At 59.8% G+C, this 24,600-nt stretch carries 27 protein-coding genes; 12 read left to right on the top strand and 15 right to left on the bottom strand.

The window, feature by feature from the left end:
• Nucleotides 1-60: 60 nt before the first annotated feature.
• From J7394_RS06295 to J7394_RS06270, 6 genes are all read right to left on the bottom strand, one after another.
• Nucleotides 61-528 carry an Hsp20 family protein gene (locus tag J7394_RS06295; RefSeq protein ID WP_170459373.1) on the bottom strand — a complete coding sequence of 156 codons (468 nt, stop codon included), beginning with the start codon at nucleotides 526-528 and terminating at the stop codon, nucleotides 61-63.
• Between the two features lie 126 nt (nucleotides 529-654).
• Nucleotides 655-1,470, bottom strand: a complete 816-nt coding sequence (locus J7394_RS06290) for a serine protease (protein WP_209251681.1) — start codon at nucleotides 1,468-1,470, stop codon at nucleotides 655-657.
• On the bottom strand, nucleotides 1,467-2,258 hold the full coding sequence (locus tag J7394_RS06285) for a serine protease (protein WP_371811960.1): 792 nt from the start codon (nucleotides 2,256-2,258) through the stop codon (nucleotides 1,467-1,469). Before J7394_RS06285 ends, J7394_RS06290 begins: the two co-directional genes overlap by 4 nt.
• 119 nt (nucleotides 2,259-2,377) lie before the next feature.
• On the bottom strand, nucleotides 2,378-3,697 hold the full coding sequence (gene glcF / locus J7394_RS06280) for a glycolate oxidase subunit GlcF (protein ID WP_209251679.1): 1,320 nt from the start codon (nucleotides 3,695-3,697) through the stop codon (nucleotides 2,378-2,380).
• Nucleotides 3,698-3,701: 4 nt separating this feature from the next.
• Nucleotides 3,702-4,802, bottom strand: a complete 1,101-nt coding sequence (locus tag J7394_RS06275; protein WP_209251677.1) for an FAD-binding protein — start codon at nucleotides 4,800-4,802, stop codon at nucleotides 3,702-3,704.
• Between the two features lie 49 nt (nucleotides 4,803-4,851).
• Entirely contained in the window at nucleotides 4,852-6,291 is a 1,440-nt protein-coding gene (locus J7394_RS06270) for an FAD-linked oxidase C-terminal domain-containing protein (protein ID WP_209251675.1), read from the bottom strand.
• An 81-nt stretch (nucleotides 6,292-6,372) separates the two neighbouring features.
• Here J7394_RS06270 and J7394_RS06265 point away from each other — a divergent pair, with 81 nt between their 5' ends.
• The gene (locus J7394_RS06265; RefSeq protein WP_209251673.1) at nucleotides 6,373-7,083 is read left to right on the top strand and encodes a DUF599 domain-containing protein; all 711 of its coding nucleotides are present in this window, start codon (nucleotides 6,373-6,375) and stop codon (nucleotides 7,081-7,083) included.
• 35 nt (nucleotides 7,084-7,118) lie between these two features.
• Nucleotides 7,119-7,466 carry a hypothetical protein gene (locus J7394_RS06260; protein WP_209251671.1) on the top strand — a complete coding sequence of 116 codons (348 nt, stop codon included), beginning with the start codon at nucleotides 7,119-7,121 and terminating at the stop codon, nucleotides 7,464-7,466.
• Nucleotides 7,467-7,469: 3 nt separating this feature from the next.
• On the opposite strand, the gene J7394_RS06255 is transcribed toward J7394_RS06260, so the two are convergent.
• The 4 genes from J7394_RS06255 to J7394_RS06240 all read right to left on the bottom strand — a co-directional run bounded on the left by J7394_RS06255 (nucleotide 7,470) and on the right by J7394_RS06240 (nucleotide 10,346).
• On the bottom strand, nucleotides 7,470-7,955 hold the full coding sequence (locus tag J7394_RS06255; RefSeq protein WP_209251670.1) for a flavodoxin family protein: 486 nt from the start codon (nucleotides 7,953-7,955) through the stop codon (nucleotides 7,470-7,472).
• Nucleotide 7,956: 1 nt separating this feature from the next.
• A complete protein-coding gene (gene rlmH / locus J7394_RS06250; RefSeq protein WP_209251669.1) occupies nucleotides 7,957-8,427 on the bottom strand; it encodes a 23S rRNA (pseudouridine(1915)-N(3))-methyltransferase RlmH in 471 nt (156 codons plus the stop codon).
• Between the two features lie 44 nt (nucleotides 8,428-8,471).
• Complete coding sequence (gene rsfS / locus J7394_RS06245) at nucleotides 8,472-8,831, bottom strand: ribosome silencing factor (protein ID WP_170379770.1); 360 nt, start codon at nucleotides 8,829-8,831, stop codon at nucleotides 8,472-8,474.
• A 162-nt stretch (nucleotides 8,832-8,993) separates the two neighbouring features.
• Nucleotides 8,994-10,346 carry a mechanosensitive ion channel family protein gene (locus tag J7394_RS06240; protein ID WP_209251668.1) on the bottom strand — a complete coding sequence of 451 codons (1,353 nt, stop codon included), beginning with the start codon at nucleotides 10,344-10,346 and terminating at the stop codon, nucleotides 8,994-8,996.
• Between the two features lie 106 nt (nucleotides 10,347-10,452).
• Here J7394_RS06240 and J7394_RS06235 point away from each other — a divergent pair, with 106 nt between their 5' ends.
• The 6 genes from J7394_RS06235 to J7394_RS06210 all read left to right on the top strand — a co-directional run bounded on the left by J7394_RS06235 (nucleotide 10,453) and on the right by J7394_RS06210 (nucleotide 15,436).
• The gene (locus J7394_RS06235) at nucleotides 10,453-10,560 is read left to right on the top strand and encodes an isopropylmalate isomerase (RefSeq protein WP_170379772.1); all 108 of its coding nucleotides are present in this window, start codon (nucleotides 10,453-10,455) and stop codon (nucleotides 10,558-10,560) included.
• 43 nt (nucleotides 10,561-10,603) lie between these two features.
• Nucleotides 10,604-12,007 (top strand): 3-isopropylmalate dehydratase large subunit, encoded by a 1,404-nt coding sequence (gene leuC / locus J7394_RS06230; RefSeq protein WP_209251667.1) that lies wholly within the window; start codon nucleotides 10,604-10,606, stop codon nucleotides 12,005-12,007.
• A gap of 37 nt (nucleotides 12,008-12,044) precedes the next feature.
• Entirely contained in the window at nucleotides 12,045-12,599 is a 555-nt protein-coding gene (locus tag J7394_RS06225) for an HdeD family acid-resistance protein (RefSeq protein ID WP_209251666.1), read from the top strand.
• Between the two features lie 42 nt (nucleotides 12,600-12,641).
• A complete protein-coding gene (gene leuD, locus J7394_RS06220; protein WP_209251665.1) occupies nucleotides 12,642-13,247 on the top strand; it encodes a 3-isopropylmalate dehydratase small subunit in 606 nt (201 codons plus the stop codon).
• Between the two features lie 333 nt (nucleotides 13,248-13,580).
• A complete protein-coding gene (locus J7394_RS06215; protein WP_209251663.1) occupies nucleotides 13,581-14,411 on the top strand; it encodes a hypothetical protein in 831 nt (276 codons plus the stop codon).
• Nucleotides 14,408-15,436 (top strand): endonuclease/exonuclease/phosphatase family protein, encoded by a 1,029-nt coding sequence (locus J7394_RS06210; protein ID WP_209251661.1) that lies wholly within the window; start codon nucleotides 14,408-14,410, stop codon nucleotides 15,434-15,436. The genes J7394_RS06215 and J7394_RS06210 overlap by 4 nt, the downstream gene beginning before the upstream one ends.
• Nucleotides 15,437-15,441: 5 nt before the next feature.
• On the opposite strand, the gene J7394_RS06205 is transcribed toward J7394_RS06210, so the two are convergent.
• Nucleotides 15,442-15,969, bottom strand: coding sequence for a redoxin domain-containing protein (locus J7394_RS06205; RefSeq protein ID WP_209251660.1), 528 nt, complete (start codon nucleotides 15,967-15,969; stop codon nucleotides 15,442-15,444).
• Between the two features lie 91 nt (nucleotides 15,970-16,060).
• Here J7394_RS06205 and leuB point away from each other — a divergent pair, with 91 nt between their 5' ends.
• On the top strand, nucleotides 16,061-17,164 hold the full coding sequence (gene leuB, locus J7394_RS06200; protein ID WP_209251659.1) for a 3-isopropylmalate dehydrogenase: 1,104 nt from the start codon (nucleotides 16,061-16,063) through the stop codon (nucleotides 17,162-17,164).
• A gap of 72 nt (nucleotides 17,165-17,236) precedes the next feature.
• Here leuB and J7394_RS06195 read toward each other — a convergent pair whose 3' ends face one another.
• Entirely contained in the window at nucleotides 17,237-19,423 is a 2,187-nt protein-coding gene (locus J7394_RS06195) for a transglycosylase domain-containing protein (protein WP_209251658.1), read from the bottom strand.
• Between the two features lie 260 nt (nucleotides 19,424-19,683).
• Between J7394_RS06195 and J7394_RS06190 the strand changes: the two genes are divergently transcribed.
• The 3 genes from J7394_RS06190 to J7394_RS06180 all read left to right on the top strand — a co-directional run bounded on the left by J7394_RS06190 (nucleotide 19,684) and on the right by J7394_RS06180 (nucleotide 21,893).
• Nucleotides 19,684-20,022, top strand: a complete 339-nt coding sequence (locus tag J7394_RS06190; protein ID WP_170379789.1) for a P-II family nitrogen regulator — start codon at nucleotides 19,684-19,686, stop codon at nucleotides 20,020-20,022.
• A 34-nt stretch (nucleotides 20,023-20,056) separates the two neighbouring features.
• Nucleotides 20,057-21,370 carry an ammonium transporter gene (locus J7394_RS06185; RefSeq protein ID WP_209251657.1) on the top strand — a complete coding sequence of 438 codons (1,314 nt, stop codon included), beginning with the start codon at nucleotides 20,057-20,059 and terminating at the stop codon, nucleotides 21,368-21,370.
• 157 nt (nucleotides 21,371-21,527) lie between these two features.
• Nucleotides 21,528-21,893 carry an STAS/SEC14 domain-containing protein gene (locus tag J7394_RS06180; RefSeq protein WP_209251656.1) on the top strand — a complete coding sequence of 122 codons (366 nt, stop codon included), beginning with the start codon at nucleotides 21,528-21,530 and terminating at the stop codon, nucleotides 21,891-21,893.
• 56 nt (nucleotides 21,894-21,949) lie between these two features.
• On the opposite strand, the gene J7394_RS06175 is transcribed toward J7394_RS06180, so the two are convergent.
• The 3 genes from J7394_RS06175 to J7394_RS06165 form a co-directional block, all read right to left on the bottom strand.
• Nucleotides 21,950-23,134 (bottom strand): amino acid aminotransferase, encoded by a 1,185-nt coding sequence (locus J7394_RS06175; protein ID WP_209251654.1) that lies wholly within the window; start codon nucleotides 23,132-23,134, stop codon nucleotides 21,950-21,952.
• Nucleotides 23,134-23,988, bottom strand: coding sequence for a 3-mercaptopyruvate sulfurtransferase (sseA, locus tag J7394_RS06170; RefSeq protein ID WP_209251652.1), 855 nt, complete (start codon nucleotides 23,986-23,988; stop codon nucleotides 23,134-23,136). The genes J7394_RS06175 and sseA overlap by 1 nt, the downstream gene beginning before the upstream one ends.
• Before the next feature lie 335 nt (nucleotides 23,989-24,323).
• Nucleotides 24,324-24,596 carry a hypothetical protein gene (locus J7394_RS06165; protein WP_209251650.1) on the bottom strand — a complete coding sequence of 91 codons (273 nt, stop codon included), beginning with the start codon at nucleotides 24,594-24,596 and terminating at the stop codon, nucleotides 24,324-24,326.
• Nucleotides 24,597-24,600: the final 4 nt, after the last annotated feature.

Raw genomic sequence — 24,600 nt, 5'->3', positions numbered from 1 at the left:
CGCGGGGCGGGTGTTGCGGCGGTCAGGGAGGAGGAGACCGCCGCAGGAACTTAAGGCGCGTCAGTTCACGGCCTTGGCATCAACCACATCTTTTTCGATGGCCTTGCCCGAGGAAATCTGGATCCGGCGCGGTTTCAGCGCTTCGGGCACTTCGCGTTTGAGGTCAATGTTCAGCATGCCGTTCTCATGGCTGGCACCTGTCACGCGGACGTGGTCGGCCAGAGCAAAGCGGCGCTCAAACGCGCGGGTGGCGATACCGCGGTGCAGATAGCTGCGGTCCTTGTCCTCGGCGGCTTTCTTGCCAGCCACGATCAGTGCGTTTTCCTTCACTTCGACGGACAGGTCTTCTTCGGAAAAACCGGCGACAGCAACGGAAATCCGATAGGTGTCGGCGTCGGTTTTTTCGATGTTATATGGGGGATAGCTGGGCTGTGCCACGTCGTTGGTCAGAACGCGGTCCATCATGTCGGCGATCTGGTCGAAACCAATGGTGGCGCGGTGCAGCGGTGCAAAATCAAATGTACGCATGTGTCGTTATCCTCATCTTTGAGCGATTTACGATGTTCAGCCCTCCATTCTGGACGGGCCTCGGGTGATACCGGACCCCGTTGTGGCGATCCGATACAAACCACATGGGTAGCGATATGGGTAAGTTCAACCCCCGCCCGAGCTGATGAATTTCGCGCCCGATCCGGACTTGCCCGAACCCACCTGCAATCTGCGGATCTTGGCTTCGGGCCGGGGTGCATCGCGCCGGATGATCGCCTTGAGTTCAGAGACGACCGGAGACAGTTCCATCCCGAAGCCGATCTTGCGTCCCCCCCTCTCGCCAATAGCGGAGACAACCGACAAAATCTGCCAGCGCGACCCGTTTTTGGTCAGAACGGCCGACCCTGATGAGCCAAAGGTGACGTCGCAATCAAAGGTGATTAGCCCGTCTCGCCGATCCAGGATTCGACAGGATTTTTCGCGCGTTATGGCCTCGGACCGGCCTCGCCCGTAAGAGGCGATACTGAGCTCCGATCCGATGACGGGCCCCTTATACAGGACGAACGGATCGGCAATCAAATAGGGGATCGGCTCATCCAGCCGCATCAGCGCCACGTCTTCGCGGACACCCTGAGACGACAGAGGGTCATTGGCCCCATAGCTTGGAAGCGTGGCAATCTGCACCACCTTGCGCTCGGCCAGAGCAACGCCATTGCTCAGCCCGGCGCGGAACGTCACTTCGCCCGGCTCATAGGCCTGTCTGGTGCGTTTATCCAAGGCGCAATGGGCGGCTGTCAGCACCATATCCTGCGCAATCAGCGTTCCTGTGCAGAAGGACCGTTTGCCCACATCAAGCCGGCCGATCGCCTCCCACCCGTAAAGGTCATCGCGATCCGTCAGCGTGCGTTTATTGCTCTGGGCCTGCGCCGCCGTGGCCACCAAAGAGACGCAAAGTAACAAACAGGCAAAGGCGCGCATCATGGTCGGATAAACCTTGCTCCGACATTCTTGCCAGACCCGGTGCTGCCCGAAGACAGGCCAAACCCATTTCCATTGGACAGTTCCGCCTGAAGCAGCTGCAGCGATCCATCCAGCGCGGTGCCCAGCGATACGTTTTCCCCGTTAAGCTCGGCTTTGGCCGACACCACAGACACGATACGCGGACGCTCACCGCTCAGCGAGAAAATCGGCGCGCCAGAGGCCCCGAAATCGACATCGCAGGACATTACCAAAACGCCCCGATGCCCGGCCATGACCGAGCAAACCTGCTGCAGCGACGGGGCCTCGGCCCGGTCATGCGCGTAAGACACCACACCCACCTGCTCGCCTTGGTCGGGGCGCGCGCCGGTCTCAAAAGGAATAACGGTGGTGTTTCGAACCGGCTGCCAGAGCTCAATCAACGCCAGATCATAGCGGACACGGTCGCTGGTGGCCCTGCCATTGTATACATATTTCGGATGAATCACGGCCTGCCGCGCAGGACGATAAGCCGAAGCGCTCCCACGTCGCCAACCCGCCAGAAACTCGATCCGCGATGGGTCGATTCGCGTCTTGGTGTGTTTTTCGAACAGGCAATGCGCAGCGGTCAGCACCAGCGTGGGCGAGATCAGCGCGCCGGTGCAAAACCCGGTGCCATCAATATCCAGCCGCCCCACGGCCATCCATTGCCGCCCGGAATCCGACGTCTCAAGGCTTTTCAGCCCGGTATCCTGCGCCGAGGCAGCCATAGGCAGCACACTCAGCACGATGGCCTTGATCCAGTTGCGCACGCGGTTCTCCGGCTATCCGTTCCGGTCAACTGTTCTACGGGCTGCGTTGGGCGAAAATAGGGCAGGTCGGATTGGCGGAAATTTCCCGTTCAACTGATGCCAAGGCGCATCATCGCTGCCTAGCGCAATATAGGTATCTCGGAATTCGCACCACCCGCCTGCAAACCGCTAGGCTTCGGACCTCCGGTGGCCCAATCCAGCAGCTCGACCGTATGGACGATCGGCAGCTCGGTTCCCGATCCGATCTGCATCATGCAGCCGATATTCCCCGCCGCAATCAGGTCGGGCTTTTTCGCCTCAAGCGTTCGCACCTTACGCTGCTTCAGCTGGCCCGAGATCTCGGGCTGCATAAGGTTATACGTGCCGGCACTGCCGCAACACAGATGGCTGTCAGCGGGTTCAACAACCTTGAAGCCAGCGCTTTTCAGCAGCTCCTTCGGGTAGGTCTTGATCTGCTGCCCATGCTGCAGGGAGCAAGCCGCGTGATAGGCCACGGTCAGCCCTTGATCCGACTGTTCGGGCAAGTCCAATTGCATCAAGACCTCACTGATATCCATTGCAAGGGCCGACACCCGTGCCGCGTCCTGCGCCAGAGGGTCATTTCGGAACATGTGCCCATAGTCCTTGACCGTCGTCCCACAGCCTGAGGTGTTGATGACGATGGCGTCCAGGCCGTCCCCATCCATCTCATGCACCCAAGCACGGATATTGCTTGCTGCCGCCGCGTGGCTCTGCTTGCTTTTGCCCATGTGATGGGTCAGCGCGCCGCAGCATCCGGCCCCTTCGGCCACCACCACCTCGCACCCCAACCGGGTCAGCAGGCGGATCGTGGCGTCGTTGATATCGGTGTTCAGAGCCTTTTGCGCACAGCCCGTCATCAAAGCCACACGCATTTTGCGCGGCGTTTTGGGCGCAAAGCTCTGCGGGTCGTCATTGCGACTGACCGGAGGGATATGTTTCGGCGCCATATCCAGCATCGCTCGCAGCCGGGCATCCGGCATCAAGAACCGGAACGGACGGCCCAGCTTGGCCCCGATCAAGGCCCAGCGAAATCGCATCGGATAGGGCAAGATCTGCGCCAGAACCCAGCGCAGAACACGATCCGACAATGGGCGCTTGTAGGTGTTCTCAATATACTCGCGCGCGTGATCGACCAGATGCATGTAGTGAACGCCCGACGGGCAGGTCGTCATGCAAGCCAGACAGGATAGGCACCGGTCGATATGCTTGACCGTCTTCTCGTCAGGTACACGCTCATTCTCGAGCATATCCTTGATCAGGTAGATACGGCCGCGTGGGCTGTCCAACTCATCGCCCAGCACTTGATAGGTGGGGCAAGTGGCGGTGCAAAACCCGCAATGAACACAGCTGCGCAGGATCTCGTTCGAGCGCTGGATCGCCGGGTCTTGCAGCTGTTCTTCGGTGAAAGTCGTCTGCATCGGCCTACCCCATCAATCCCGGATTAAACAGAGCTTTTGGGTCGAACCGCTGCCGCAAACCTTGGCTCAAGGCTGCAACCGGTGCGGGTTCCGGTTGGAACCGGCCCAGCGCCTGAACGGTCTCGGGTTTCGCCCGCACGATCGAGGCGTGGCCCTGAAAACCGCCAAGACGCGCGCGGACATCGGTGCCCTCATCGACCAACGCCCAGATCAAACCGCCGCCCCAATCGAGCAGGAGTTTATTGGCCTCAAGCCGCGCAGTGATTTCCGGCGCATCGCTGGGCTTGACCGAGATACGCCAGACATCGCCCTCTTTCCCCGCGAATGGGGTCACGTCCCGGATCGCGCGCCATGTGGCATCTGAGTCCTCAACAACGGCGACCTCGCCAAACCCGGACAGCACGTCCTGCAACCGTCCGACACGATACGCAACCGAGTCCGCAAACCCCTCAATCCGCAGCAAGGCCTGACCCGTTTCAGGGGCAAACGCAGCCCCGCTCACCTCATAAGGCGACCGCAATGCGGCAGACAGAACCTCAACCGCACCCGTGGCATGGGCAACCGGCACACCCAGGGTCACGACCGCTTCGGGTTTCGGCAACACTTTCAACGACACTTCGGTCAGCACTCCCAGCGTCCCCCAGGAGCCTGCCATCAGCTTGACCAGGTCATAGCCGGTGACATTCTTCATCACCCGCCCGCCATTCTTTACGACCTGCCCTTGCCCGTCGACGTAGCGCACGCCCAGCAGAAAATCCCGACACGCCCCGGCCTGAACCCGCCGTGGCCCAGAGATGTTGGCGGCAACAACCCCGCCAATCGTCGGCTCACCCGAGTTGCCCAGCAGCGCGCGGTAATCCACAGGCTCAAACGCCAGTTGCTGGCCTTCGGCCTCTAACGCGGCGTCAATCTCAGCCACCGGGGTTCCCGCTTGCGCAACCAAAGTCAACGCGCCGGGTTCATAGAGCGATATCCCACGCAACCCATCCACATTCAAAACCGCCCCCGGGCCATCCACCCCGCGCGTCCCGCCACCTGCAATACGCACCGGCCCCTGCAACCCGGCCACGATCTCGGCCAGTTCCGTTTCTGTCTCAGGTCTCATGACACTTCTTCTGTTCTAAAATACCTCGGAGGGATGGGGGCAGAGCCCCCTATTCCGCAGCCATCCGGCGCGCCTGTGACACGTCCAACGGAAACACCTTGGCCGGGTTCAGCAGCCACTGCGGGTCGAACACATCCTTCACCGCCATCTGCGCCTCAAGATCTGCCGCGCTATATTGATGCGACATCAGATCTCGCTTTTCGATGCCCACCCCGTGCTCTCCAGTCAGGCAGCCGCCCACATCCACGCACAGCTTCAGGATATCGGCACCAAACGCCTCACATTTCTCAAGATCACCGGGCTTGTTGGCATCAAACAGAATCAGCGGGTGCATATTGCCGTCGCCTGCGTGGAAAACGTTGCCGACGGGCAGGCCATAGTCCTCGCTCAACTCTCCGATGCAGCGCAGAACCTGTGGCAGTGCCGAGACGGGGATCGTGCCATCCAGACACATGTAATCGTTCATCTGCCCCATCGCACCAAAGGCCGATTTCCGACCCAGCCAGATCTTGGCGCTTTCCTCAGCCGACTGGCTTTCGCGCAGTTCCACCGGGTTGTGACGTTTCGCGATCTCGACGATCTTCGACAGCTGATAGTCGATCTCGGCATCCGAGCCTTCGACCTCGACAATCAGCAGCGCGTGGCAATCTGGGTAGCCGGCATGGGCGAAGTTCTCACACGCCTTGATGCAGAGCGTATCCATGAACTCGATCGCGACCGGCAAGATACCCGACTTGATGATGTCCGAGACACATTGACCGGCCACCTCGTTGTCATCGAACCCCATCAGAACAGGCCGCGCGCCTTCGGGTTTGCGCAGGATGCGCAGCGTCGCCTCGGTCACGACGCCAAGCTGACCTTCCGAGCCGCAGATGACACCCAACAGGTCCAACCCACCAGAATCCAGATGCGCACCGCCGATCTCGACAACACTACCATCCATCATCACCATGGTCACACCCAACAGGTTGTTGGTGGTTACCCCGTATTTCAGACAATGCGCTCCGCCTGAGTTCATCGCGATGTTTCCCGCAATTGCGCAAGCCAACTGAGAGGATGGGTCGGGCGCGTAGAAGAAATCCTCCTCTTCTACTGCGCCGGTCACGCTGAGATTGGTGCGGCCGGTCTGAACGCGGATGAAGCGGTTGTCATAGTCGGTCTCCAGCACGTCATTCATGCGCGCCACGCCAAGGATCACACAATCTGCCGTTGGCAGCGCCCCGCCGGCCAACGAAGTCCCCGAGCCGCGCGGGACCACCGGCACGCCCTCGTCATGGCAAATACGCAGCACGTCCGAGACCTCCTGCGTGGACGAAGGCAGCACCGCCAGCATGGGCGGGCAACGATACGCGGTCAGCGCGTCACACTCATAGGCCCGCGTTTCCGACGGGTCGTGAATCACCGCATCCTCAGGCAAAACCTGTAGCAATCGCGTCAGAACGGCCTGCTTTCGCGCAAGCACGTCAGGATTTGGCTGGGGCATTTCCATGGCTGATCCTCCAATTTGGTAAAATAATATTACCAATTTCTCTGTCTGGCAAGTTTTATGATCTGACCCTACTGTCGCGCCATGACCTGGATTGATCGCGCGCTTATGTTTTCGACGCTGGACTATGCCGCCGTTTTGCTTTTGCTGGCTGCATGGCAATGGATCGGCTGGAAGATCGAACACCCCTCGCCGGGCAAACTGTCTGTTGCGATGATGATGGATGATTTCCGCCGCGGTTGGATGCACGAGATGGTCACCCGCCAACCCCGCATGTTCGACGCACAGGTCGTTGCGGCCATGCGGCAGGGCAGCACCTTCTTCGCCTCAACCACAATGATCGCAATTGGCGGTGGGCTGGCCTTGTTGGGCAATACCGAGCAACTGGCAGGCGTTGCCAGCGATCTGGCCATCGGCAGCGCCCCTGCATTGGTATGGGAGATCAAGATCCTCGTTGTGATCCTGTTTCTGGCAAACGCGTTTCTGAAATACGTTTGGGCGCACCGCTTGTTCGGCTACTGCGCCGTCCTTATGGCCGCCGTGCCGAATGACCCAGACGACCCGCAAGCCTACCCGCGCGCCGCGCAAGCCGCCGAGATCTGTGTGACCGCCGCCCGCAGCTTCAACCGTGCCCTCAGGGCCACCTATTTCGCGCTTGCCTCGCTCGCGTGGTTCCTTGGCCCCATCGCGTTGATCATTGGCACCGTGATCACCTTTGGTGTCCTCTACCGGCGCGAGTTCGCCTCACATTCGAGAACGGTGCTTCTGACCTTGCCCCCTGACACCAAGACGTGATCCCTATTTCGCAACCAATTCCTTAGGATCTGCCCATGCGCCACCTGATTCTTACCGCTTTCTTTGCCACACCCGTTCTTGCCGATCCGCCGACTATCGAGAGTGTCTCGGCCAGCCGCAACGGAGATACCTGGCGTTTTGATGTGACGATCCGGCATCCGGATACCGGATGGGATGACTACGCCGATGGCTGGCGCGTGCTGGACATGGAGGGGGCCGAGCTTGGCATGCGCGTGTTGCATCATCCGCATGTGGACGAACAGCCCTTCACCCGCTCGCTGAGCGGCGTCTCGATTCCCGTAGGTACCACGCAGGTGCAAATTCAGGCCCGCGACACTGTCGGTGGTTGGAGTGATGCCACCACGGTCATCGACTTGAACTAAAGATCAAAACACCCCGAGGCTCAGCCCCGCGGCCATGGCCGCGCCGATCTCGCGGCATTGATCCAGCTGGTCTTCGGGGATTGTCTTCTCGGCTAGTATCGCCTCAGGCGACTGAGCATGGGTGCAAATGATCAAAGGCGGCCGCACTTCTTTCAACCGCCAGCCGGTGGCAATGCGGGCGGTTTGGCGGGCGGCGTTCTCTCCGTCAGACCCGGCACAGATCATCTGGGCGTAGGGGCGACCTTCGATCCGGCCCAGAACGGGATAGTAACTGCGATCAAAGAACTCCTTCATCAGGCCCGAAATCGCGGCGAGGTTTTCGGGAGCGCAGAAAATGTAGCCGTCAGCGGCCAGCAGGTCTTCGGGCCCGGCCTGATCTGCGGTTTTCAGGACGATATCTGCCTCATCCCTGCCCGCCTCGGCCGCCGCTTCGGCCATTTGCCGGGCCCCGCCGGTGCGCGAATGATAGACAATCAGAAGCTGCGCCATGTCAGACCCGGTGGTAAGGACCGCCCGACAAGATGGTTGCGGCCCGGTAGAGTTGTTCGGCCAGCATCACACGGACCAGCATGTGGGGCCAGACCATGGACCCGAATGAGATGGAAAAATCCGCCGCGGCGCGCAGTGTGGGGTCAATTCCGTCTGCTCCGCCGATGATCAGCGCCAGATCCTGCCGCCCGGCGTCGCGCCAATTCCCCAGCTTTTGGGCAAAATCCGGTGAGGACATCATCCGTCCACGCTCATCCAGCGTACAGATCACAGCGCCTTTGGGCAGCGCCTTGCGCAGCAACCCGGCCTCGGCGCCCATCCCTGCGTTTTTCTTGTCTTCAACCTCGATCACCCGCGCAGGACCAAGGCCCAGGCCACGGCCGGTGCGGTCAAAACGGATCAGGTAATCGTCAAGCAGGGTTTTCTCGGGTCCGGCGCGCAATCGCCCGACCGCAACTATGCTGATACGCATATCTCTCTCGCCTCCGGCCCTTCAATAAAGGCCGGGATGGCGCCTCAGTTGGCTGAGGCGCTGCCGCCCGCAGGCTGCCACATCTTTTCCAGCTGGTAGAATTCGCGCACTTCGGGGCGGAAGATATGGACGATCACGTCGCCCGTATCGATCAACACCCAGTCGCCGGCATCCTTGCCTTCGACCTTCGAAGTGAAACCGAATTCCTGCTTGATGCGATCCGTCAGCTTTTCCGCCATGGCTGCGACCTGACGGGTCGACCGACCCGAGGCAATCACCATATGATCCGCAACAGAAGACTTACCTTGCAGGTTGATCTGCACGACGTCTTCGGCCTTGTCGTCGGAAAGTGAGGAAAGGATACGCTCAAGCAGTTTGTCGCTGATTGACTGAGAGTGGGCCATTACACCGGCCCCGTCATCGGCGGGCAAACCCGCCTGGGTATGTAGAGACAGGACATAGTCCTCCTTTGCTGCGCGCCGTGACACCCGGCGCAGGGGTACTAATAAGGTAACAAGGGGATTGCAACATTTCAATGAAGGGCGGTTTCTGGCCGCCACATCCGCTCACTCTTTGGTGAGATGTTGCGCCTCTGCGTCGTCGGGCAACAAGCGCACCTCGCGCTGCGGGAAGGGGAGTGAGATGTTCTCAGCCTGAAACGCGTCCCACAGGGCCAGATAGACATTGCCCCGGATATTGGTCAGCCCCTTGGTCGGGTCGCTGATCCAATAGCGCAACACGTAGTCCACGCTGCTGTCGCCGAACCCGATGATATGGCAGACCGGTTCGTGCGACCCGCCGCTCAGCACGCGGCCAACGGTTTTCACCGCACGGATGGCCGTGGCGCGCACCTTGTGCGGGTCATCGCCATAGCTGGTGCCGAAATTCAGATCCAGCCGCACGAACTTGTCTGAATGCGACCAGTTCACCACCTGATTGGTGATCAGGTCCTCGTTCGGGATCAGATATTCCCGCCCATCCCGCGTCACCACCGAGACATAGCGGGCCCCCAGCGCATTGATCCAGCCGAACGTATCCCCCAATGAGATCACATCGCCCGGCTTGATCGACCGATCCATCAGGATGATAATGCCCGAGATCAGGTTCGAAACCACTTTCTGCAGCCCGAACCCGATCCCGACACCAATCGCACCGGACAACAGCGCGATCCCTGTCAGGTCAAAGCCAAGCGTCCGGATCGCGGCCAGGAACACCGCACCATAAAGCAGCACCTGTATGCCCTTCGCCAGCAGCACCTGCATCGATGGCGTGATGTCGTCATTGTTCTTCAGACCTCGCTCGGCGGCGCGGGTTCCCAGCCGCGCCAGCGTCAGCAGGATACCGATCAGCAAAACAGCTTTGATGATGCCCAGCGCCGAGATGTGCAGGTCCCCGATCGAGATCGCTACTCCGTCCAGGAATTCGGCCACGTCATCGGTCAATCCCAGGGCAATCAGCGTTGCATAGACCCACATGGACCATTTGAAGATCTGCCGCAGCGTCCGGTTGCGCACCAAACGCGAGACCAGCGCAATGGCCAGCCAGGCCACTGCAAGCGTAGCAAATACACCGATGATATAACTGCGCGAGGGCCATGTTGTCTGCTGCATGACCCAGTAGAGGCCCCAAGACAACAACACGAAATACACCAGCGTCAGACGCCGCATCATCTGAATCAGAATGCGCAACCGCCATTTCGGCCAGCCACTGCGTGCGCGGGCCCATGCCTCCCATCGGTTTTGGGTCAAGAGCCTCAGCAGGAAAGACAGCAGCCACAGGAGCAGGATGATGACCAGCTGGTATTGTCTCCAGCCCGGCGTGACGACCAGCTCAATCAGATTTGAGAATTGCGCTGAGAAAGCCGCCGTCATGTTGGCAAATAGCTCGGACAGCGTTTCCGGAAGCAGGTCTTGGTTCATGACCATCAGATTGACGGCCCACGCACGGGGATGCAAGACCGCGCCCCGATTGAACCTTGCCCGATTGAACCTTGATTGCCGCCAAAGCCCGATATATCTGAGGCGCATGAGACTCAATGTAGCCCAACAGCAGAATCTGGAAGACCGCGCGCGGTTGCGCGAACGGTTCTATGGGGCTGCCCGCACGGTTCTGGCCCGCCTATCGGCGGCCTAAGCCACCTCGCCAGCTATTTCTCATTACATACGGGAGAGGACCGATGTCCCCCAAAACACTCTATGACAAGATCTGGGATGCCCATGTCGCGCATGAAGCCGATGATGGCACCTGCCTGCTTTATATCGACCGCCATCTGGTTCACGAAGTGACCAGCCCGCAGGCGTTCGAAGGCCTGCGCATGGCAGGCCGCAAGGTACGCGCGCCGGAAAAGACGATTGCCGTGCCGGACCACAACGTTCCGACCACACCGGACCGCGTGAACGGGATCGAAAACCCCGAATCGCGCATTCAGGTCGAAGCGCTGGACAAGAACGCCAAGGATTTCGGCATTCACTACTATCCGGTGCATGACGTCCGCCAGGGCATCGTCCACATCGTCGGCCCCGAGCAAGGCTGGACCCTGCCCGGCATGACCGTCGTCTGCGGCGACAGCCACACCGCCACCCACGGCGCGTTTGGCGCTCTGGCCCACGGCATCGGGACGTCTGAGGTTGAGCACGTTCTGGCCACCCAGACCCTGATCCAGAAGAAGTCCAAGAATATGAAGGTCGAGATCACTGGCAAATTGCAGCCGGGCGTGACCGCCAAGGACATCACTCTGGCCGTGATCGGTGAGACCGGCACCGCTGGTGGCACCGGATATGTCATCGAATATTGCGGCGAAGCGATCCGTGATCTTTCGATGGAAGGCCGCATGACCGTCTGCAACATGGCGATCGAAGGCGGCGCGCGTGCCGGTCTGATCGCGCCGGACGAAACCACCTTTGAATATGTCAAAGGCCGCCCGCATGCCCCGAAAGGCGCTCAGTGGGAAGCGGCGCTGGATTGGTGGAAAACGCTCTACACCGATGAAGGCGCGCATTTCGACAAGGTCATCACGCTGCGCGGCGAAGATATCGCGCCGGTGGTCACATGGGGCACCAGCCCCGAGGACGTTCTGCCGATCACCGCAACCGTTCCGAACCCGGAAGATTTCGAAGGCGGCAAGGTCGAAGCAGCCCGCCGTTCGATCGAATATATGGGTCTGGAAGCCGGTCAGAAGCTGAGCGATGTCGAGGTCGACACCGTCTTTATCGGATCCTGCACCAATGGTCGTATCGAAGATCTGCGCGCCGCCGCGGAAATTCTGAAGGGCAAGAAGATCAAGGACGGCATGCGCGCCATGGTCGTGCCCGGTTCAGGTCTTGTACGCGCTCAGGCCGAAGAAGAAGGTCTGGCCGAGATTTTCAAAGAGGCCGGTTTCGAATGGCGTCTGGCGGGATGCTCGATGTGTCTGGCGATGAACCCCGACCAGCTGCAACCGGGCGAGCGCTGTGCCGCGACCTCGAACCGCAATTTCGAAGGCCGTCAGGGACGGGGTGGGCGAACTCACTTGCTGAGCCCGGCAATGGCTGCCGCTGCGGCGATCACGGGACGTCTTACAGACGTCCGTGAATTGATGTAAGGTCCCCTCATATCTAGATATTTGAGGGATTGAACAAATGAGTGACTGGATCAAATGGCTCCTGCTGGGGCTCCTATCCATCGCGTTCGGTATCTTTGTGCTGGGCGCACCTGTTGTGGCATCTGTCGCCGTGACGGTGGTAACCGGCGTGTTGCTGCTGATCTCGGGCGTGCTGCAGGTTGTTGGCGGCTTCACGGTTGAAGGCGTTGGCAACAAGATCCTGTCACTCATCATGGGTGCGGTCATGCTGTTTCTGGGCTGGTCCTTTCTGGATCACCCGCTGCAGGGCACGCTGACGCTGGCGACCGTTATGCTGATCCTGTTCATGGCAGGCGGCATCGCGCGGATCATTCTGTCGTTCCAAATGAAGGGAACGCAGTTTTTCTGGCCCACGATGATCTCGGGCATCTTGTCGATCATCCTCGCAGGCATCATCTGGAGCTATGTCGGGCAGCAACCGCAGGCCCTTCTGAGCATTCTGGGGATCTTCCTGGGCATCGAGATGCTGTTTAACGGGTTCGGATTGGTCTTCATGGCGTTCTTCGTCAAGAGCGCACCCAAAGACGAAACAACTGAAGCGAAAGAAGCTTAAACGCGAGGCACGGGCGCGGCCCTACCCCGCAGGAGTGTAGACATGGAAAAGTTTGACAAAGTCCACGGGGTGGCCGCCCCAATGCCGCTGATCAATATCGACACCGATATGATCATCCCCAAAGTTCACCTGAAGACCATTAAGCGGTCCGGCCTTGGCGTCGTTCTGTTTGACGAGATGCGCTATCACGATGATGGGCAGGAGAATGAAGAATTCGTTCTGAACAAACCCGCCTATCGCGAGGCCGAGATTCTGGTGGCCGGTGACAATTTCGGCTGCGGATCCTCGCGCGAACACGCACCTTGGGCGATCAAGGATTTCGGCATCAAGGTCGTGATCTCGACCAGCTTCGCCGACATCTTCTTCAACAACTGCTTCAAGAACGGCATCCTGCCCATCGTGGTCGAAGAAGAGCATCACGCGGTACTGATGGATGACGCACACAAAGGCGAAAACGCCCGCATGACCGTTCATCTGGAAGATCAGAAGATCACCACCTCGGACGGCGTTGAGATCACTTTCGACATAGACCCGCACCGCAAGCACTGCCTGCTGAACGGTCTGGACGATATCGGCCTGACGATGGAAAAAGACCATCACATCGACAAATTCGAGGGTCACGCCAGTCAGGCCCGCCCCTGGGTATGATTCTGGGGACGAATCTGTTGATACTCAACCTAACGGAGTCGCCAAGGGGGCTCCGTTCGCATTCTTGGGGTCGAAAATCCGACAAACACAACATGTAGGTCTCAAATTGAGATACACGTCGGATTTGCGTCGAAAATGATGCAATCCCGCACCAGTTGCGCCATCATTTTGCCCGAAATCACGTGTTATCTGCACCCTGGCTTGAGCGAATTACCGCTTATCGTCCATGTTTGGTCGAAAGAGGTATCCGTCAAAAAACGCAGGCGACGGGCACAAGTTGGAATGAAGCCGACACAGAATTGGCTGGTTCCGGTTTGAAAAAGGGTTCGGATAGTGATTGCACGCACGACAGGGGCGGCGATACGTGGGATTTTGGTTGCGGTCATGGTGTTGACCCCCGCGTTGTACCTGCCAGTTTCATCGACGAACGGGACCGAGGTCGTTGTCTTCCTCGCGATCCTCGCGTTCATCCTGACCTTTGCCGAATATAACTCGGCCTTCCCCAGCTTTATCGAATTCCGTGATGCGCCTCCGGTGAACCGTTTGCGCTTCGTAGGCCTGATGTCGATGGTCACGTTCCTGACGCTGATCTGCAAAAACGCCTATGCGCCGACCGAAATGACCCGCTTTTCCTACGCGATGGGCATGTCCGTCGCGAATGTGGTGGATTTTCCCTATTCCCCGGTTCGGTTGATCGTTTTGATGCTGCCCGCAGATGCCGCCCAGCCGCTGGTTGAGCTTGTGCGTGTCGCGGCCAGCATCGCCTACATGGCCGCGCTGGTAACCATCGCAAGCTTCGCCTATGCTGTGAAACTGCGCGGCTGGCCGACCGGAAACGGGGCGTTCAATGTGTGGACAAACCTGCCTCTGTTCGACCCGACCAAAGGCGGCGACGTGGTCACACGCCTGCAGCGCGACGGGCGCCTGAACATCTGCATCGGCATTCTATTGCCCTTCCTGATCCCGGCAGTGATGAAGCTGCTGACAAATTTCCTGCTCCCGATCTCGCTGAGCAACCCTCAGACCCTGATCTGGACCATGTGCGCCTGGGCCTTCCTGCCTGCAAGCATGATCATGCGTGGCATGGCGACCCTTCGGATTGCCGGGCTGATCGTTGAGAAACGCCGCGCCTATTCCACGACCGAGTCTACTCAGACCGCATGATCCGTGCCCTGATCCTGCTGATGCTGCCTCTGGTCGCACAGGCAGAGACTGTGCGCGTTGCCACCTATAATACCGAGCTCAGCCGCAAAGGCCCCGGGTTGCTGCTGCGCGATATTCAGCGCGATGACGCGCAGGTTCAGGCCGTTGTCGACGTCTTGGTGACCGTACAACCCGACATTCTGGCGTTGCAGGGGATCGACTGGGACATGGACGGTCTCGCGTTGACCGCTTTGGCTGATGCGCTGCGCGCTGCCGGTCTGGACTATCCCCACCTTTTTGCCGCGCAGCCCAATAACGGGATAGACAGCGGTCTGGATCTGGACGGAGACGGGCGCACCCAAGGGCCGGGCGACTCGCAGGGTTGGGGCTTGTTCACGGGTCATGGTGGGCTGGCCGTTCTGTCCCGATACGAGATCGCACAGGACGAGACGCAGGATTTTGCGCCTCTCTTGTGGTCCGAACTTCCGGGGGCTGAATTGCCAGTCGTGAATGGCGCACCCTACCCCTCAGCACAGGCGCAGGCGGCGCAGAGGCTGTCTTCCACTGGGCATTGGGTGGTTCCCGTCACCACGCCTTTTGGTCATCTTAATCTGATGACCTTTCACGCCACTCCGCCGGTCTTCGATGGGCCAGAGGACCGCAACGGCCTGCGCAATCGCGATGAAATCCGGTTCTGGTCCCTGCTGCTGGACGGGCGGCTTGGCCCCGCCCCGGAAGGCCCTTTTGTCATCGCAGGCGACGCCAATCTGGACCCCGGCAAGAGCGACGGACGCACCGAGACCATCGCCGCGCTTATCTCCGATCCGCGTCTGCAGGACCCACAGCCCAAGACCGCAGAGGGCGACGCCGCAACTGTGAACTGGAAAGCCGTCGGAGAACTGAGGGTGGACTATGTCCTGCCCTCAGCTGACCTGCAGGTTGTTAACTCGGGCGTGTTCTGGCCCAGCCCCGGGGACCAGATGCGCGAGACCGCGCAGCGCGCCAGCCGTCACCGGGTGGTGTGGGTAGATGTCGCTTTGCCATAAGGGGCCTAAAGCGGGCCGGTATAGGTACCACGCGAAGGATAGTTGTTTCCGAGGGTGAATTTCAGACCACCAACAATGTCTGCCATGGCCGGACGTCCAAATGGCGTTGTCTGCTGCCACGCGTAATACAGCGTCCGGTCCGTAGCGATGTAGAAATGCCCCGGCTCGGCAAAGAAGGCGGGCTCAGCGCTGCCCTCGCGCGCGGTTGAGATGTTCAGGCCCCAATCCTCACGCGCGGCGGCCAGCGGCAGGCTGTGCCCGACACGCAGACGGGACACACCGGCCTTTTCAGCGGTCTCGGCCGCGCGGTCGGCGGTATCTGTGGTGATCATGATGACCTCGACCCCCAGCGCGGCAAAACCATCCAGCGCCGCTTCGACCTCGGTCATCTGCTTGATGCAGATCGGGCAATGCAGGCCGCGATACTGGATCACCAACGTTCCGTTTTCGCCTTTGTCGGCCTCAAGATCGAATACCCCGTGCCCGACTGTTTCAATTTTCAGGCCTGGGACGGGATTTCCCGGTATCAACATGTGTTTTCCTCGTGATTCATCCGGATCGTCTCATTGACCCGGTGCGGCGCAGACGCTAGGCCCTTTGCGACAAAACGCAAGGAGACTGTCGATGTCCAACCCCTCGCTCCTCATCCTGCCCGGAGACGGAATTGGCCCGGAAGTTATGGCCGAAGTGCGCAGAATCATCTCTTGGTTCGACACCAATCGCGGCCTTCACTTTGACGTGAGCGAGGATCTGGTCGGCGGTGCGGCCTATGACGCCCATGGCAAACCCCTGTCGGATGAGACCATGGCCAAAGCCCAAGAGGTAGACGCGGTTCTGCTGGGCGCTGTTGGCGGCCCGAAATACGACGATCTGGACTTCAGCCTGAAGCCCGAACGCGGGCTGCTGCGCCTGCGCAAGGAAATGGACCTCTATTCCAACCTGCGCCCGGCGCAGTGCTTTGACGCGCTGGCGGATTTCTCGTCGCTGAAAACCGATGTCGTGGCCGGTCTGGATATCATGATCGTGCGCGAGCTGACCTCGGGCATCTATTTCGGCGAGCCGCGCGGCATCTTTGAGGAAGGCAATGAGCGTGTGGGCGTCAACACCCAGCGCTATACCGAATCTGAGATCGAACGCGCTGCGCGCTCGGCCTTTGAACTGGCGATGCGCCGGAACAAGAAGCTGTGCTCGATGGAAAAGGCCAATGTCATGGAATCGGGCATTCTGTGGCGCGAAGTGGTGAACGAGGTCGCCAAGGATTACCCCGAGGTCGAAGTCACCCACATGTATGCCGACAACGGCGCGATGCAGCTGGTGCGCGCGCCCAAACAGTTCGACGTGATCGTGACCGACAACCTGTTCGGCGACATCCTGTCGGATTGCGCTGCAATGCTGACCGGCTCGCTGGGCATGCTGCCTTCGGCGTCCTTGGGTGCCCCGATGGAGAATGGCCGCCCGAAGGCGATGTACGAGCCGGTCCACGGCTCGGCCCCGGATATCGCGGGCGAAGGCAAAGCCAACCCGATCGCATGTATCCTCAGCTTTGCCATGGCGCTGCGCTACAGCTTTGATCAGGGGGCCGAGGCCGACCGTCTGGAAGCCGCGATCGAGAAAGTGCTGGCCGACGGTGTTCGCACCGCAGACCTGTTGGCCGATGAAGGCGTGACCCCGGTTTCGACCTCGGAAATGGGCGATGCGATCCTGGAGGCGCTGGACGCCAGCGTCTGATCCTCGATCCGTTTGAATTGAAAAAGGCGGCACCTAGTGTGCCGCCTTTTTTTGTGTTTGGACCGCGACGCGTTAGTTCCCGCCGAAGATATCCCGGATCAGGTTGTTGATGGCGCGTTCAAACCCTCCGCCCTGTTTGCGGCGGGGCTGAGGTTGCGCGACCTGCAAAGGCGGTTCTGGCGCGATCATCGGCAGAGACGTGGGCGTCATCCCTTCGGTCACGCGCAGCATGGTCTCTTTCCAGATCTCAGCCGGCAGCCCACCTCCGGTGACGCCAGACAGCGGCGTGTTGTCGTCATAGCCCATCCAGACACCCGCCACGTAGTCGGCTGTGAACCCGATAAACCACGCATCCCGCGCCGCCTGTGTTGTTCCGGTCTTGCCTGCCACCTGCCATCCCGGCAGCTGGGCGCGGCCACCTGTGCCCTCGGACACGACGCGCTCCATCATCCAGATCAGTTCCTTGGCGGCTTTGTCATTGATCACCCGCTCGCCAATCCCTGTGGTCGTCACCATCACCGGGGTTTCATCGCCCAACAGCTTCAATTCGGTCAGGCCGTAGGGTTCAACCGACGAGCCGCCGTTCAGAATACCCGCATAAGCACCCGTCATCTCGATCAGCGTGCTCTCTGAGGCGCCCAGCGCCAGCGCGGGGCCTCGCGCCAGATCGCTGGCGATCCCGAAACCGGTGGCGACCGTGCGCACATTGTCGAGGCCCGAAATCTCGGCGACTTTCACCGCCGGGATGTTCAGAGAGTTCTTGAGCGCATCCGCCAGCGTGACCTGCCCGTAATATTTGTTGGTGTAGTTCTTGGGGCACCACTGCCCCGATCCGGGAATGTTCACGCAGTAGGGCTCATCCATCACCGTGTCATAGGGCGAATAGCCCAGTTCCAGCGCGGTGGCATAGACGAAAGGCTTGAACGACGATCCAGTCTGCCGCAGCGCCTGTGTCGCGCGGTTAAACGCGCCCGAGACGCGGGTTTTGCGGCCACCGACCATGGCGCGCACCGCCCCATCCGCCGACATCACGACAATTGCGGCCTGCGCTTTGGATCCTTCCCGGACTTTCTCCTGAAAGATGAACTGCAGCGCCTCTTCCGCCGAGGTCTGGATGCGCTGATCCAGTGTCGTGCGGATCACCACATCCTCGGTGGTGTTGCGGGTGAAGAACTCGGGCCCGCTGGCCATGACCCAATCGGCGAAATAGCCGCCTGCACGGGCAGCGGCGGCCTCAGACAGTTGCGCAGGACGGGCACGCGCTTCACTGGCCTGTGCACCCGACAGGTAGCCTTGCGCTTCCATCAGCCCAACCACAAGCCGCGCGCGATCCTGTGAGCGTTGCAGGTTGTTCGTCGGCGCATAGCGCGATGGGGCCACGAGAAGACCGGCCAGCATCGCGGCTTCTGCCGGAGAAACCTCGGCGGCGGATTTTCCAAAATAGCGCTGGCTGGCCGCCTCGAACCCACGCGCACCGGCACCCAGAAACGCGCGGTTCAGGTAGATCGTCAGGATTTCATCCTTGGAGTATTTCACTTCCATCGCCAGGGCATAAATCGCCTCTTTGCCTTTGCGCCAGAGCGAGCCCTGACGGCAATCCGCCTCATAGGCGGCCTCCGACTCCCACTCGGTGGGATCGTAAGGCACACCCAGACACAGCAGCTTGGCCGTCTGCTGCGTGATGGTCGAACCACCATGGCCCGAGAGCGGGCCGCGCCCTTCGCTCAGGTTGATGCGCACGGCGCTGGCCACACCGCGCGGGCTGACGCCGAAATGGCGGTAGAACCGTTTATCCTCGGTCGCGATCACCGCGTTTTTGAGGTGGGGCGAGACGGTATCGGCGGTGATCACCCCGCCGAACTGGTCCCCGCGCCAGGCAAAGACCTTGCCATCACGGTCCAACATCGTCACCGACCCGCGCGCGCGACCATCCAGCAAGGCATCGACATCCGGCAGCGAGGTATAGACCACGCCCACCGCCAGCGCGATCAGCGTGGCGACCACGGCCCCAACGCGCCATGTCACGCCCCAGACCAGCCGCCAGATCCAGCGGAACAGACGACGGAAAAACCCATCACCATTGCCGCCCGACCGCTTGCGCGTTTTCTTCCGTGTCGTCTTGCGGGTCGCGGTTTTTCGGGCGGTCGACTTCTTGCCCGCAGGCTTGGCAGCCCGCTTGGTCGTCGAAGGTTTGCGCGCCTTCGAAGGGTATCTTTTATCCGCGACCAGTGTCGGTTTGCGGCGCTTGGACTCAGACATGCTCAAACTCTGCCCGTTTATACTTTTACCTCACCATACCCTGACGTCCCGCCTATGTTGAGGTCCGATTTTCCGGAACTCCCCTTCCCATTATCGCCTATTTTTTAATCAACAAGCACTGTTTGTGCAAAAATTGTGCAATATTGCGTCATTTTCAGTCGGTTTCACGTCGGGGAATCGTTCCTTAACGCCCCGACACGCGCTCTTTTTCTGCACGTGCAAACAAGCCGGCCCGATCCGGAGTAGTAGAGGGGACAGACGTGAAACTGATCATTGCGACAATCAAGCCGTTCAAGCTCGAGGAGGTGCGCGAGGCACTGACCGAAGCGGGCGTACGCGGCATGATGGTGACCGAAATCAAGGGCTTCGGCTCGCAATCCGGTCACACCGAAATCTACCGTGGCGCGGAATACGCCGTGAACTTCGTACCCAAGATCAAGCTTGAGATCGTGGTACCTGCAACGATGGCCGATCAGATCGTTGAGACCATCACCAACACCGCCAAGACCGGCAAGATCGGTGACGGCAAGATTTTCGTCCTCGATGTCGAGCAAGCCATGCGCGTGCGGACTGGGGAAACGAACGAAGAGGCGCTGTAAGGCGCCCACACTCACTATCATTCGAGGACTGACTATGAACCTGATGAAATCTCTCATCCCTGCTGCCGTGATTGTCGCGCTGCCGCAGATGGGTCTGGCGCAAGAGGCTGCCGCTGAAGGCGAAGCCGCGCTGCACACTCAGTATATCTTCACCACCCTGCTGTTCCTGATGGCGGGCTTCCTGGTCTTCTTCATGGCGGCAGGCTTTGCCATGCTGGAAGGCGGTCTGGTGCGTTCAAAGAACGTGGCCATGCAGATGATCAAGAACGTGGCGCTGTTTTCCATTGCCGCAATCATGTACTGGCTGGTTGGCTTCAACACGATGTACCCCGGCGACTTCAACGGCTTCTTTGCCATTGGCGGCCCAACCGTGCTGGACCCGGTTGGCGTTGACCCTGCCGAGGCTGCTTTGGACTATGCCTCGATCGGGTCGGACTTCTTCTTCCAGCTGGTCTTTGTGGCTGCAACCGCGTCCATCGTGTCGGGTGCCGTGGCCGAGCGGATCAAGCTGTTCCCCTTCCTGATCTTCGTGGTCGTTCTGACCGGTATCCTGTACCCGATCTCGGGTTCCTGGCAGTGGGGCGGCGGCTGGTTGTCTGAAGCCGGCTTCTCGGATTTCGCTGGTTCGACCGTCGTACACTCGGTCGGTGGCTGGGCGGCTCTGGCAGGCGTGATCGTTCTGGGCCCGCGTATCGGCAAGTACAAGGACGGCAAAGTGCATCCGATGCCCGGTTCGAACCTGGCGCTGGCCACTTTGGGTACGTTCATCCTGTGGCTGGGTTGGTTCGGCTTCAACGGCGGTTCGCAGCTGGCGATGGGCACCGTGGGTGACGTAACAGACGTATCGCGCATCTTTGCCAACACCAACATGGCCGCCGCTTCGGGTGCTGTTACAGCCCTGATCCTGACCCAGCTTCTGTACAAAAAGCCTGACCTGACCATGGTGCTGAACGGCGCGCTGGCCGGTCTGGTTTCGATCACCGCTGAACCTCTGGCCCCGACCCTGTTCGGTGCGCTGTGGATCGGTGCAGTTGGCGGTATCATCGTGGTCTTCACTGTCCCGATGCTGGACAAGTTCAAGCTGGACGACGTTGTCGGCGCAATCCCGGTTCACCTGTTCGCAGGTATCTGGGGCACCATCGCCGTCATCTTCTACGGCGAGGCGTCTCTGGGCACCCAGCTGCTGGGTATCGCGGCCTACGGTGTGTTCACCTTTGTTGGCGCACTGATCCTGTGGACCATCCTGAAAGCCATCGTTGGCATCCGCGTCAGCGAAGAGGATGAGATCAACGGCCTCGACATGGCAGAGCTGGGTATGGAAGCTTACCCCGAGTTCTCGAAAGGGTAAGTGCCGCTTACAACACCTTTGAAATGGCTCGGCGCAATGCCGGGCCATTTTGCTTTTGTCCGATCCCTTGCACCCTCAACTCTGGTATATGGGTGAACACTGGACACAGCCGACCAACCAAGGGTCGCAAAGACGTACATCAGATCGGGAGAGAGTTATGTACAAGGTGCTGGACCAAAGCGAGGGCAATATCCTCGGTCTAGAAATTTCCGGCAAAATCGACATCACGCAGGAACGTGAGTTGATCGAAAAAGCCGAAGACATACTAAAAGATCACGCCAAGATCAGCGTGCTCTTGGTCGTTGACAAAGGGGTCTCTGCCACATTTGAGGCCGCAATGACTGATCTGAAATGGATCATCAAGAATATGAAGAAACTTGGTAAGCTGGCGATTGTCGCTGACAGCATGTTCTTGGGTCACCTGGTCGAGATCGACGCGAAATTTGCCGCCATGCTCGATATCGGTGAAAAGCACTTTACCACCGACGAACTTGATAAAGCCTGGGCTTGGATCAAGTCCTGACCGCCAAAACAAGAAAGCCGCGAATTTCGTGGCTTTCTTGTTTTCCAAAGGGTGGCTTAGCAGCCCACATCCACGATCGCTTTTGCCAGAATAGGCACTGTGTTTGCGTTCAGACCGGCGATGTTCAGGCGGCTGTCGCCGACCATGTAGATCCCGTGGTCCGCACGCAGTTTCTCAACCAGCTCAGGTGCAGCACCCAGACGTGAGAACATACCGCGGTGTTGGGCGACAAAGCTGAACCGATCCGACCCGGTCAGGCGCTGAAGCTCATCCGCCAGCTGCTGGCGCAGGCCCAGCATGGACAGGCGGACCTCTTCCAGTTCGGCCTGCCAATCGGCACGCAAGGCGTCATCGGTCAGGATCGTGGTCACGACGCGCGCGCCGTGATCCGGAGGGAATGAATAGTTCTGGCGGTTCAGGAAGGCCAGCGTCGACTGGTTCAGCGAGGTTTGCGCCGCATCATCACTGATCGCCATCAGAAGGCCGGTACGCTCACGGTATACGCCGAAGTTCTTCGAGCAGGACGCCGCGATCAGGCAGCGCTTGACCGACGATGCCACCAGACGAGTCGCCTGCGCGTCTTCCTCAAGACCGTCGCCAAAGCCTTGATAGGCGATGTCGATCATCGCCACGAGGCCAAGCTCGTTGATCAGGTTCACGACCTCTTGCCACTGCACGAGGTTCAGGTTCGCGCCGGTGGGGTTGTGGCAGCAACCATGCAGCAGAACCACATCACCCGCCTTGGCGGTTTTCAGGTCTTCGATCATGCCATCGAAATCGACGCCGCGGGTTTCGCCGTCGAAGTAGCGATACTGGACAGTCTCCATGTCCAGATAGTTCAGGATCGACAGGTGGTTCGGCCATGTCGGGTTCGACACGAATACGCGGGCCTCGGGATTGGCCATGCGGATCATCTCAAACGCCTGACGGCAGGCGCCGGTGCCACCCGGGGTCGCAACGGCGGCAATATTGGCGCGCGGTACTGCGTCGCCGAGGATCAGACCGATCATCGCATCTGCATAGGCCGGATCACCGGCCAGACCGGTATAGGCTTTGGTTTCCTGCTCTTCGAGAATGCGCTTTTCGGCGGCCTTGACGGCGCGCATCACCGGGGTCACGCCCTCGGCGTTCTTGTAGACGCCGACGCCCAGATCAATCTTCTGGTCGCGCGGGTCTTCGCGGTACATCTGCATCAGCGCCAGGATCTTGTCGGCTGGCTGCGGCTTGAGGTTCTCGAACATCAGTTCTCTCCGGTTGCGACAGGCAGGGTTGGGAAGGCACCCCATTCGGCCCATGACCCGTCATAAAGCGAGTGGTCTTTCTTGCCCATGCGCTCCAGCGCAAGGCTGAGGATCGCTGCTGTCACGCCCGACCCACAGGAGGTGATCGCGGGTTTCGACAGGTCCACGCCTGCGGCCTCGAATACGGCGCGGCAATCCTCAGGCGATTTCATTGTGCCGTTCTTGTTCAGCAATTGGCCAAAAGGCACATTGCGCGATCCCGGAATGTGGCCCGAGCGCAGACCGTCGCGCGGCTCGGCCTCGGTGCCCGCGAAACGGGGGGCTGAGCGGGCGTCGATGATCTCATGATCGGCCAGCTTGGCGGCTGCCGAGACCTGAGTCACGTCCCGAACCAGATGGTTCTGAACCCGCACCGTCATGTGGCGATCGCGGATCACGGGCGGCAAGTCTTCGACCTCGCGCCCCTCAGACTGCCATTTTGGTAGACCGCCGTCCAGAACGGCGACGTTTTCCTGCCCCATCAGCCGGAACATCCACCAGACACGCGCGGCGGACATCAGCCCGGCCCCGTCATATACCACCACCTGATGGCCATCGCCTACGCCCATAGCGCGCAGGCGCGACATGAATTTCTCGACCGGAGGGGCCATATGCGGCAGGTCCGAGCGGTGGTCCGAAACGTCATCAATATCGAAGAACCGGGCGCCGGGGATATGTGCCGCGTCATATTCCGCCTTGGCATCACGGTTCTGCGCAGGCAGGTACCACGATCCATCCAGGATCCGCAGATCCGGGTCCTTCAAATGGGCGGCAAGCCAGTCGGTAGAAACGAGGGTTTTGGGATCGTCTTGCATCAAAGCCTCCCCTTAGCGCGGTTGGGTTTTCCCTATACGCGCAAAGGGCCGTATTCAAGCCGGGTTAGGGTCAGGACCCGTTAATCTTGCGCCACTGGCGCGTGAACGGCAAAAAAGCAGTGGTTTTGAACGCGCCGGAACTGGCGGTGTCAATTTCAAGCGGTCAAAGCCGCTGCTTTGCAGCGGTTCACGCGTCCGAAGGATTTGGCTGATTTTAGCTCTGAGCTGCGTTACATCCCTTTGAAATAGAACCACTATTCCTGCAGGGACGTACCTTGTCAAAACCAAAATCAGCCAAACCAGTGGTACAAGATTAATGGGTCCTGACCCGAGCGCTATTCCGCATGCCGTTTCAGCCGGAAATACTGAATTATCCCGATCACGCTGATGATGATCCAAAACCCCTCGATCAGCATCGAGGCCAGATTGAAGTTATGCAGCAGAGAGTAGGCGATCAGCACCGACCCCAGCAGATTGATCACCGGAAAGGCCAAATCGTCGGAATTCATCATCCGCATCTGCGTCGCAAAATAGGCCGCGACCACGACAAGCGCGCCAACCGATCCCACGGCATCCACGATAGTCAGGCTGTTCAGCACGTCCGTCATTGCA

The sequence above is a fragment of the Ruegeria sp. R13_0 genome, assembly GCF_017743995.1.
Taxonomy (GTDB): domain Bacteria; phylum Pseudomonadota; class Alphaproteobacteria; order Rhodobacterales; family Rhodobacteraceae; genus Ruegeria.
Note: the sequence above shows the minus strand (reverse complement) of the source record. Positions and strands in the feature narration are given on the sequence as shown.

Excerpts from the sequence above, each read along its gene's own strand:
- J7394_RS06205 (WP_209251660.1), bottom strand. The coding sequence starts at position 15,969 with ATGTTGATACCGGGAAATCCCGTCCCAGGCCTGAAAATTGAAACAGTC.
- J7394_RS06290 (WP_209251681.1), bottom strand. The coding sequence starts at position 1,470 with ATGATGCGCGCCTTTGCCTGTTTGTTACTTTGCGTCTCTTTGGTGGCC.
- J7394_RS06225 (WP_209251666.1), top strand. The coding sequence starts at position 12,045 with ATGAGTGACTGGATCAAATGGCTCCTGCTGGGGCTCCTATCCATCGCG.
- rlmH (WP_209251669.1), bottom strand. The coding sequence starts at position 8,427 with ATGCGTATCAGCATAGTTGCGGTCGGGCGATTGCGCGCCGGACCCGAG.
- leuD (WP_209251665.1), top strand. The coding sequence starts at position 12,642 with ATGGAAAAGTTTGACAAAGTCCACGGGGTGGCCGCCCCAATGCCGCTG.
- glcF (WP_209251679.1), bottom strand. The coding sequence starts at position 3,697 with ATGCAGACGACTTTCACCGAAGAACAGCTGCAAGACCCGGCGATCCAG.
- J7394_RS06235 (WP_170379772.1), top strand. The coding sequence starts at position 10,453 with ATGAGACTCAATGTAGCCCAACAGCAGAATCTGGAAGACCGCGCGCGG.
- J7394_RS06185 (WP_209251657.1), top strand. The coding sequence starts at position 20,057 with ATGAACCTGATGAAATCTCTCATCCCTGCTGCCGTGATTGTCGCGCTG.
- rsfS (WP_170379770.1), bottom strand. The coding sequence starts at position 8,831 with ATGGCCCACTCTCAGTCAATCAGCGACAAACTGCTTGAGCGTATCCTT.
- J7394_RS06295 (WP_170459373.1), bottom strand. The coding sequence starts at position 528 with ATGCGTACATTTGATTTTGCACCGCTGCACCGCGCCACCATTGGTTTC.
- J7394_RS06270 (WP_209251675.1), bottom strand. The coding sequence starts at position 6,291 with ATGGAAATGCCCCAGCCAAATCCTGACGTGCTTGCGCGAAAGCAGGCC.
- leuB (WP_209251659.1), top strand. The coding sequence starts at position 16,061 with ATGTCCAACCCCTCGCTCCTCATCCTGCCCGGAGACGGAATTGGCCCG.
- J7394_RS06275 (WP_209251677.1), bottom strand. The coding sequence starts at position 4,802 with ATGAGACCTGAGACAGAAACGGAACTGGCCGAGATCGTGGCCGGGTTG.
- J7394_RS06175 (WP_209251654.1), bottom strand. The coding sequence starts at position 23,134 with ATGTTCGAGAACCTCAAGCCGCAGCCAGCCGACAAGATCCTGGCGCTG.
- J7394_RS06180 (WP_209251656.1), top strand. The coding sequence starts at position 21,528 with ATGTACAAGGTGCTGGACCAAAGCGAGGGCAATATCCTCGGTCTAGAA.
- leuC (WP_209251667.1), top strand. The coding sequence starts at position 10,604 with ATGTCCCCCAAAACACTCTATGACAAGATCTGGGATGCCCATGTCGCG.
- J7394_RS06240 (WP_209251668.1), bottom strand. The coding sequence starts at position 10,346 with ATGAACCAAGACCTGCTTCCGGAAACGCTGTCCGAGCTATTTGCCAAC.
- sseA (WP_209251652.1), bottom strand. The coding sequence starts at position 23,988 with ATGCAAGACGATCCCAAAACCCTCGTTTCTACCGACTGGCTTGCCGCC.
- J7394_RS06255 (WP_209251670.1), bottom strand. The coding sequence starts at position 7,955 with ATGGCGCAGCTTCTGATTGTCTATCATTCGCGCACCGGCGGGGCCCGG.
- J7394_RS06265 (WP_209251673.1), top strand. The coding sequence starts at position 6,373 with ATGACCTGGATTGATCGCGCGCTTATGTTTTCGACGCTGGACTATGCC.
- J7394_RS06165 (WP_209251650.1), bottom strand. The coding sequence starts at position 24,596 with ATGACGGACGTGCTGAACAGCCTGACTATCGTGGATGCCGTGGGATCG.
- J7394_RS06195 (WP_209251658.1), bottom strand. The coding sequence starts at position 19,423 with ATGTCTGAGTCCAAGCGCCGCAAACCGACACTGGTCGCGGATAAAAGA.
- J7394_RS06210 (WP_209251661.1), top strand. The coding sequence starts at position 14,408 with ATGATCCGTGCCCTGATCCTGCTGATGCTGCCTCTGGTCGCACAGGCA.
- J7394_RS06260 (WP_209251671.1), top strand. The coding sequence starts at position 7,119 with ATGCGCCACCTGATTCTTACCGCTTTCTTTGCCACACCCGTTCTTGCC.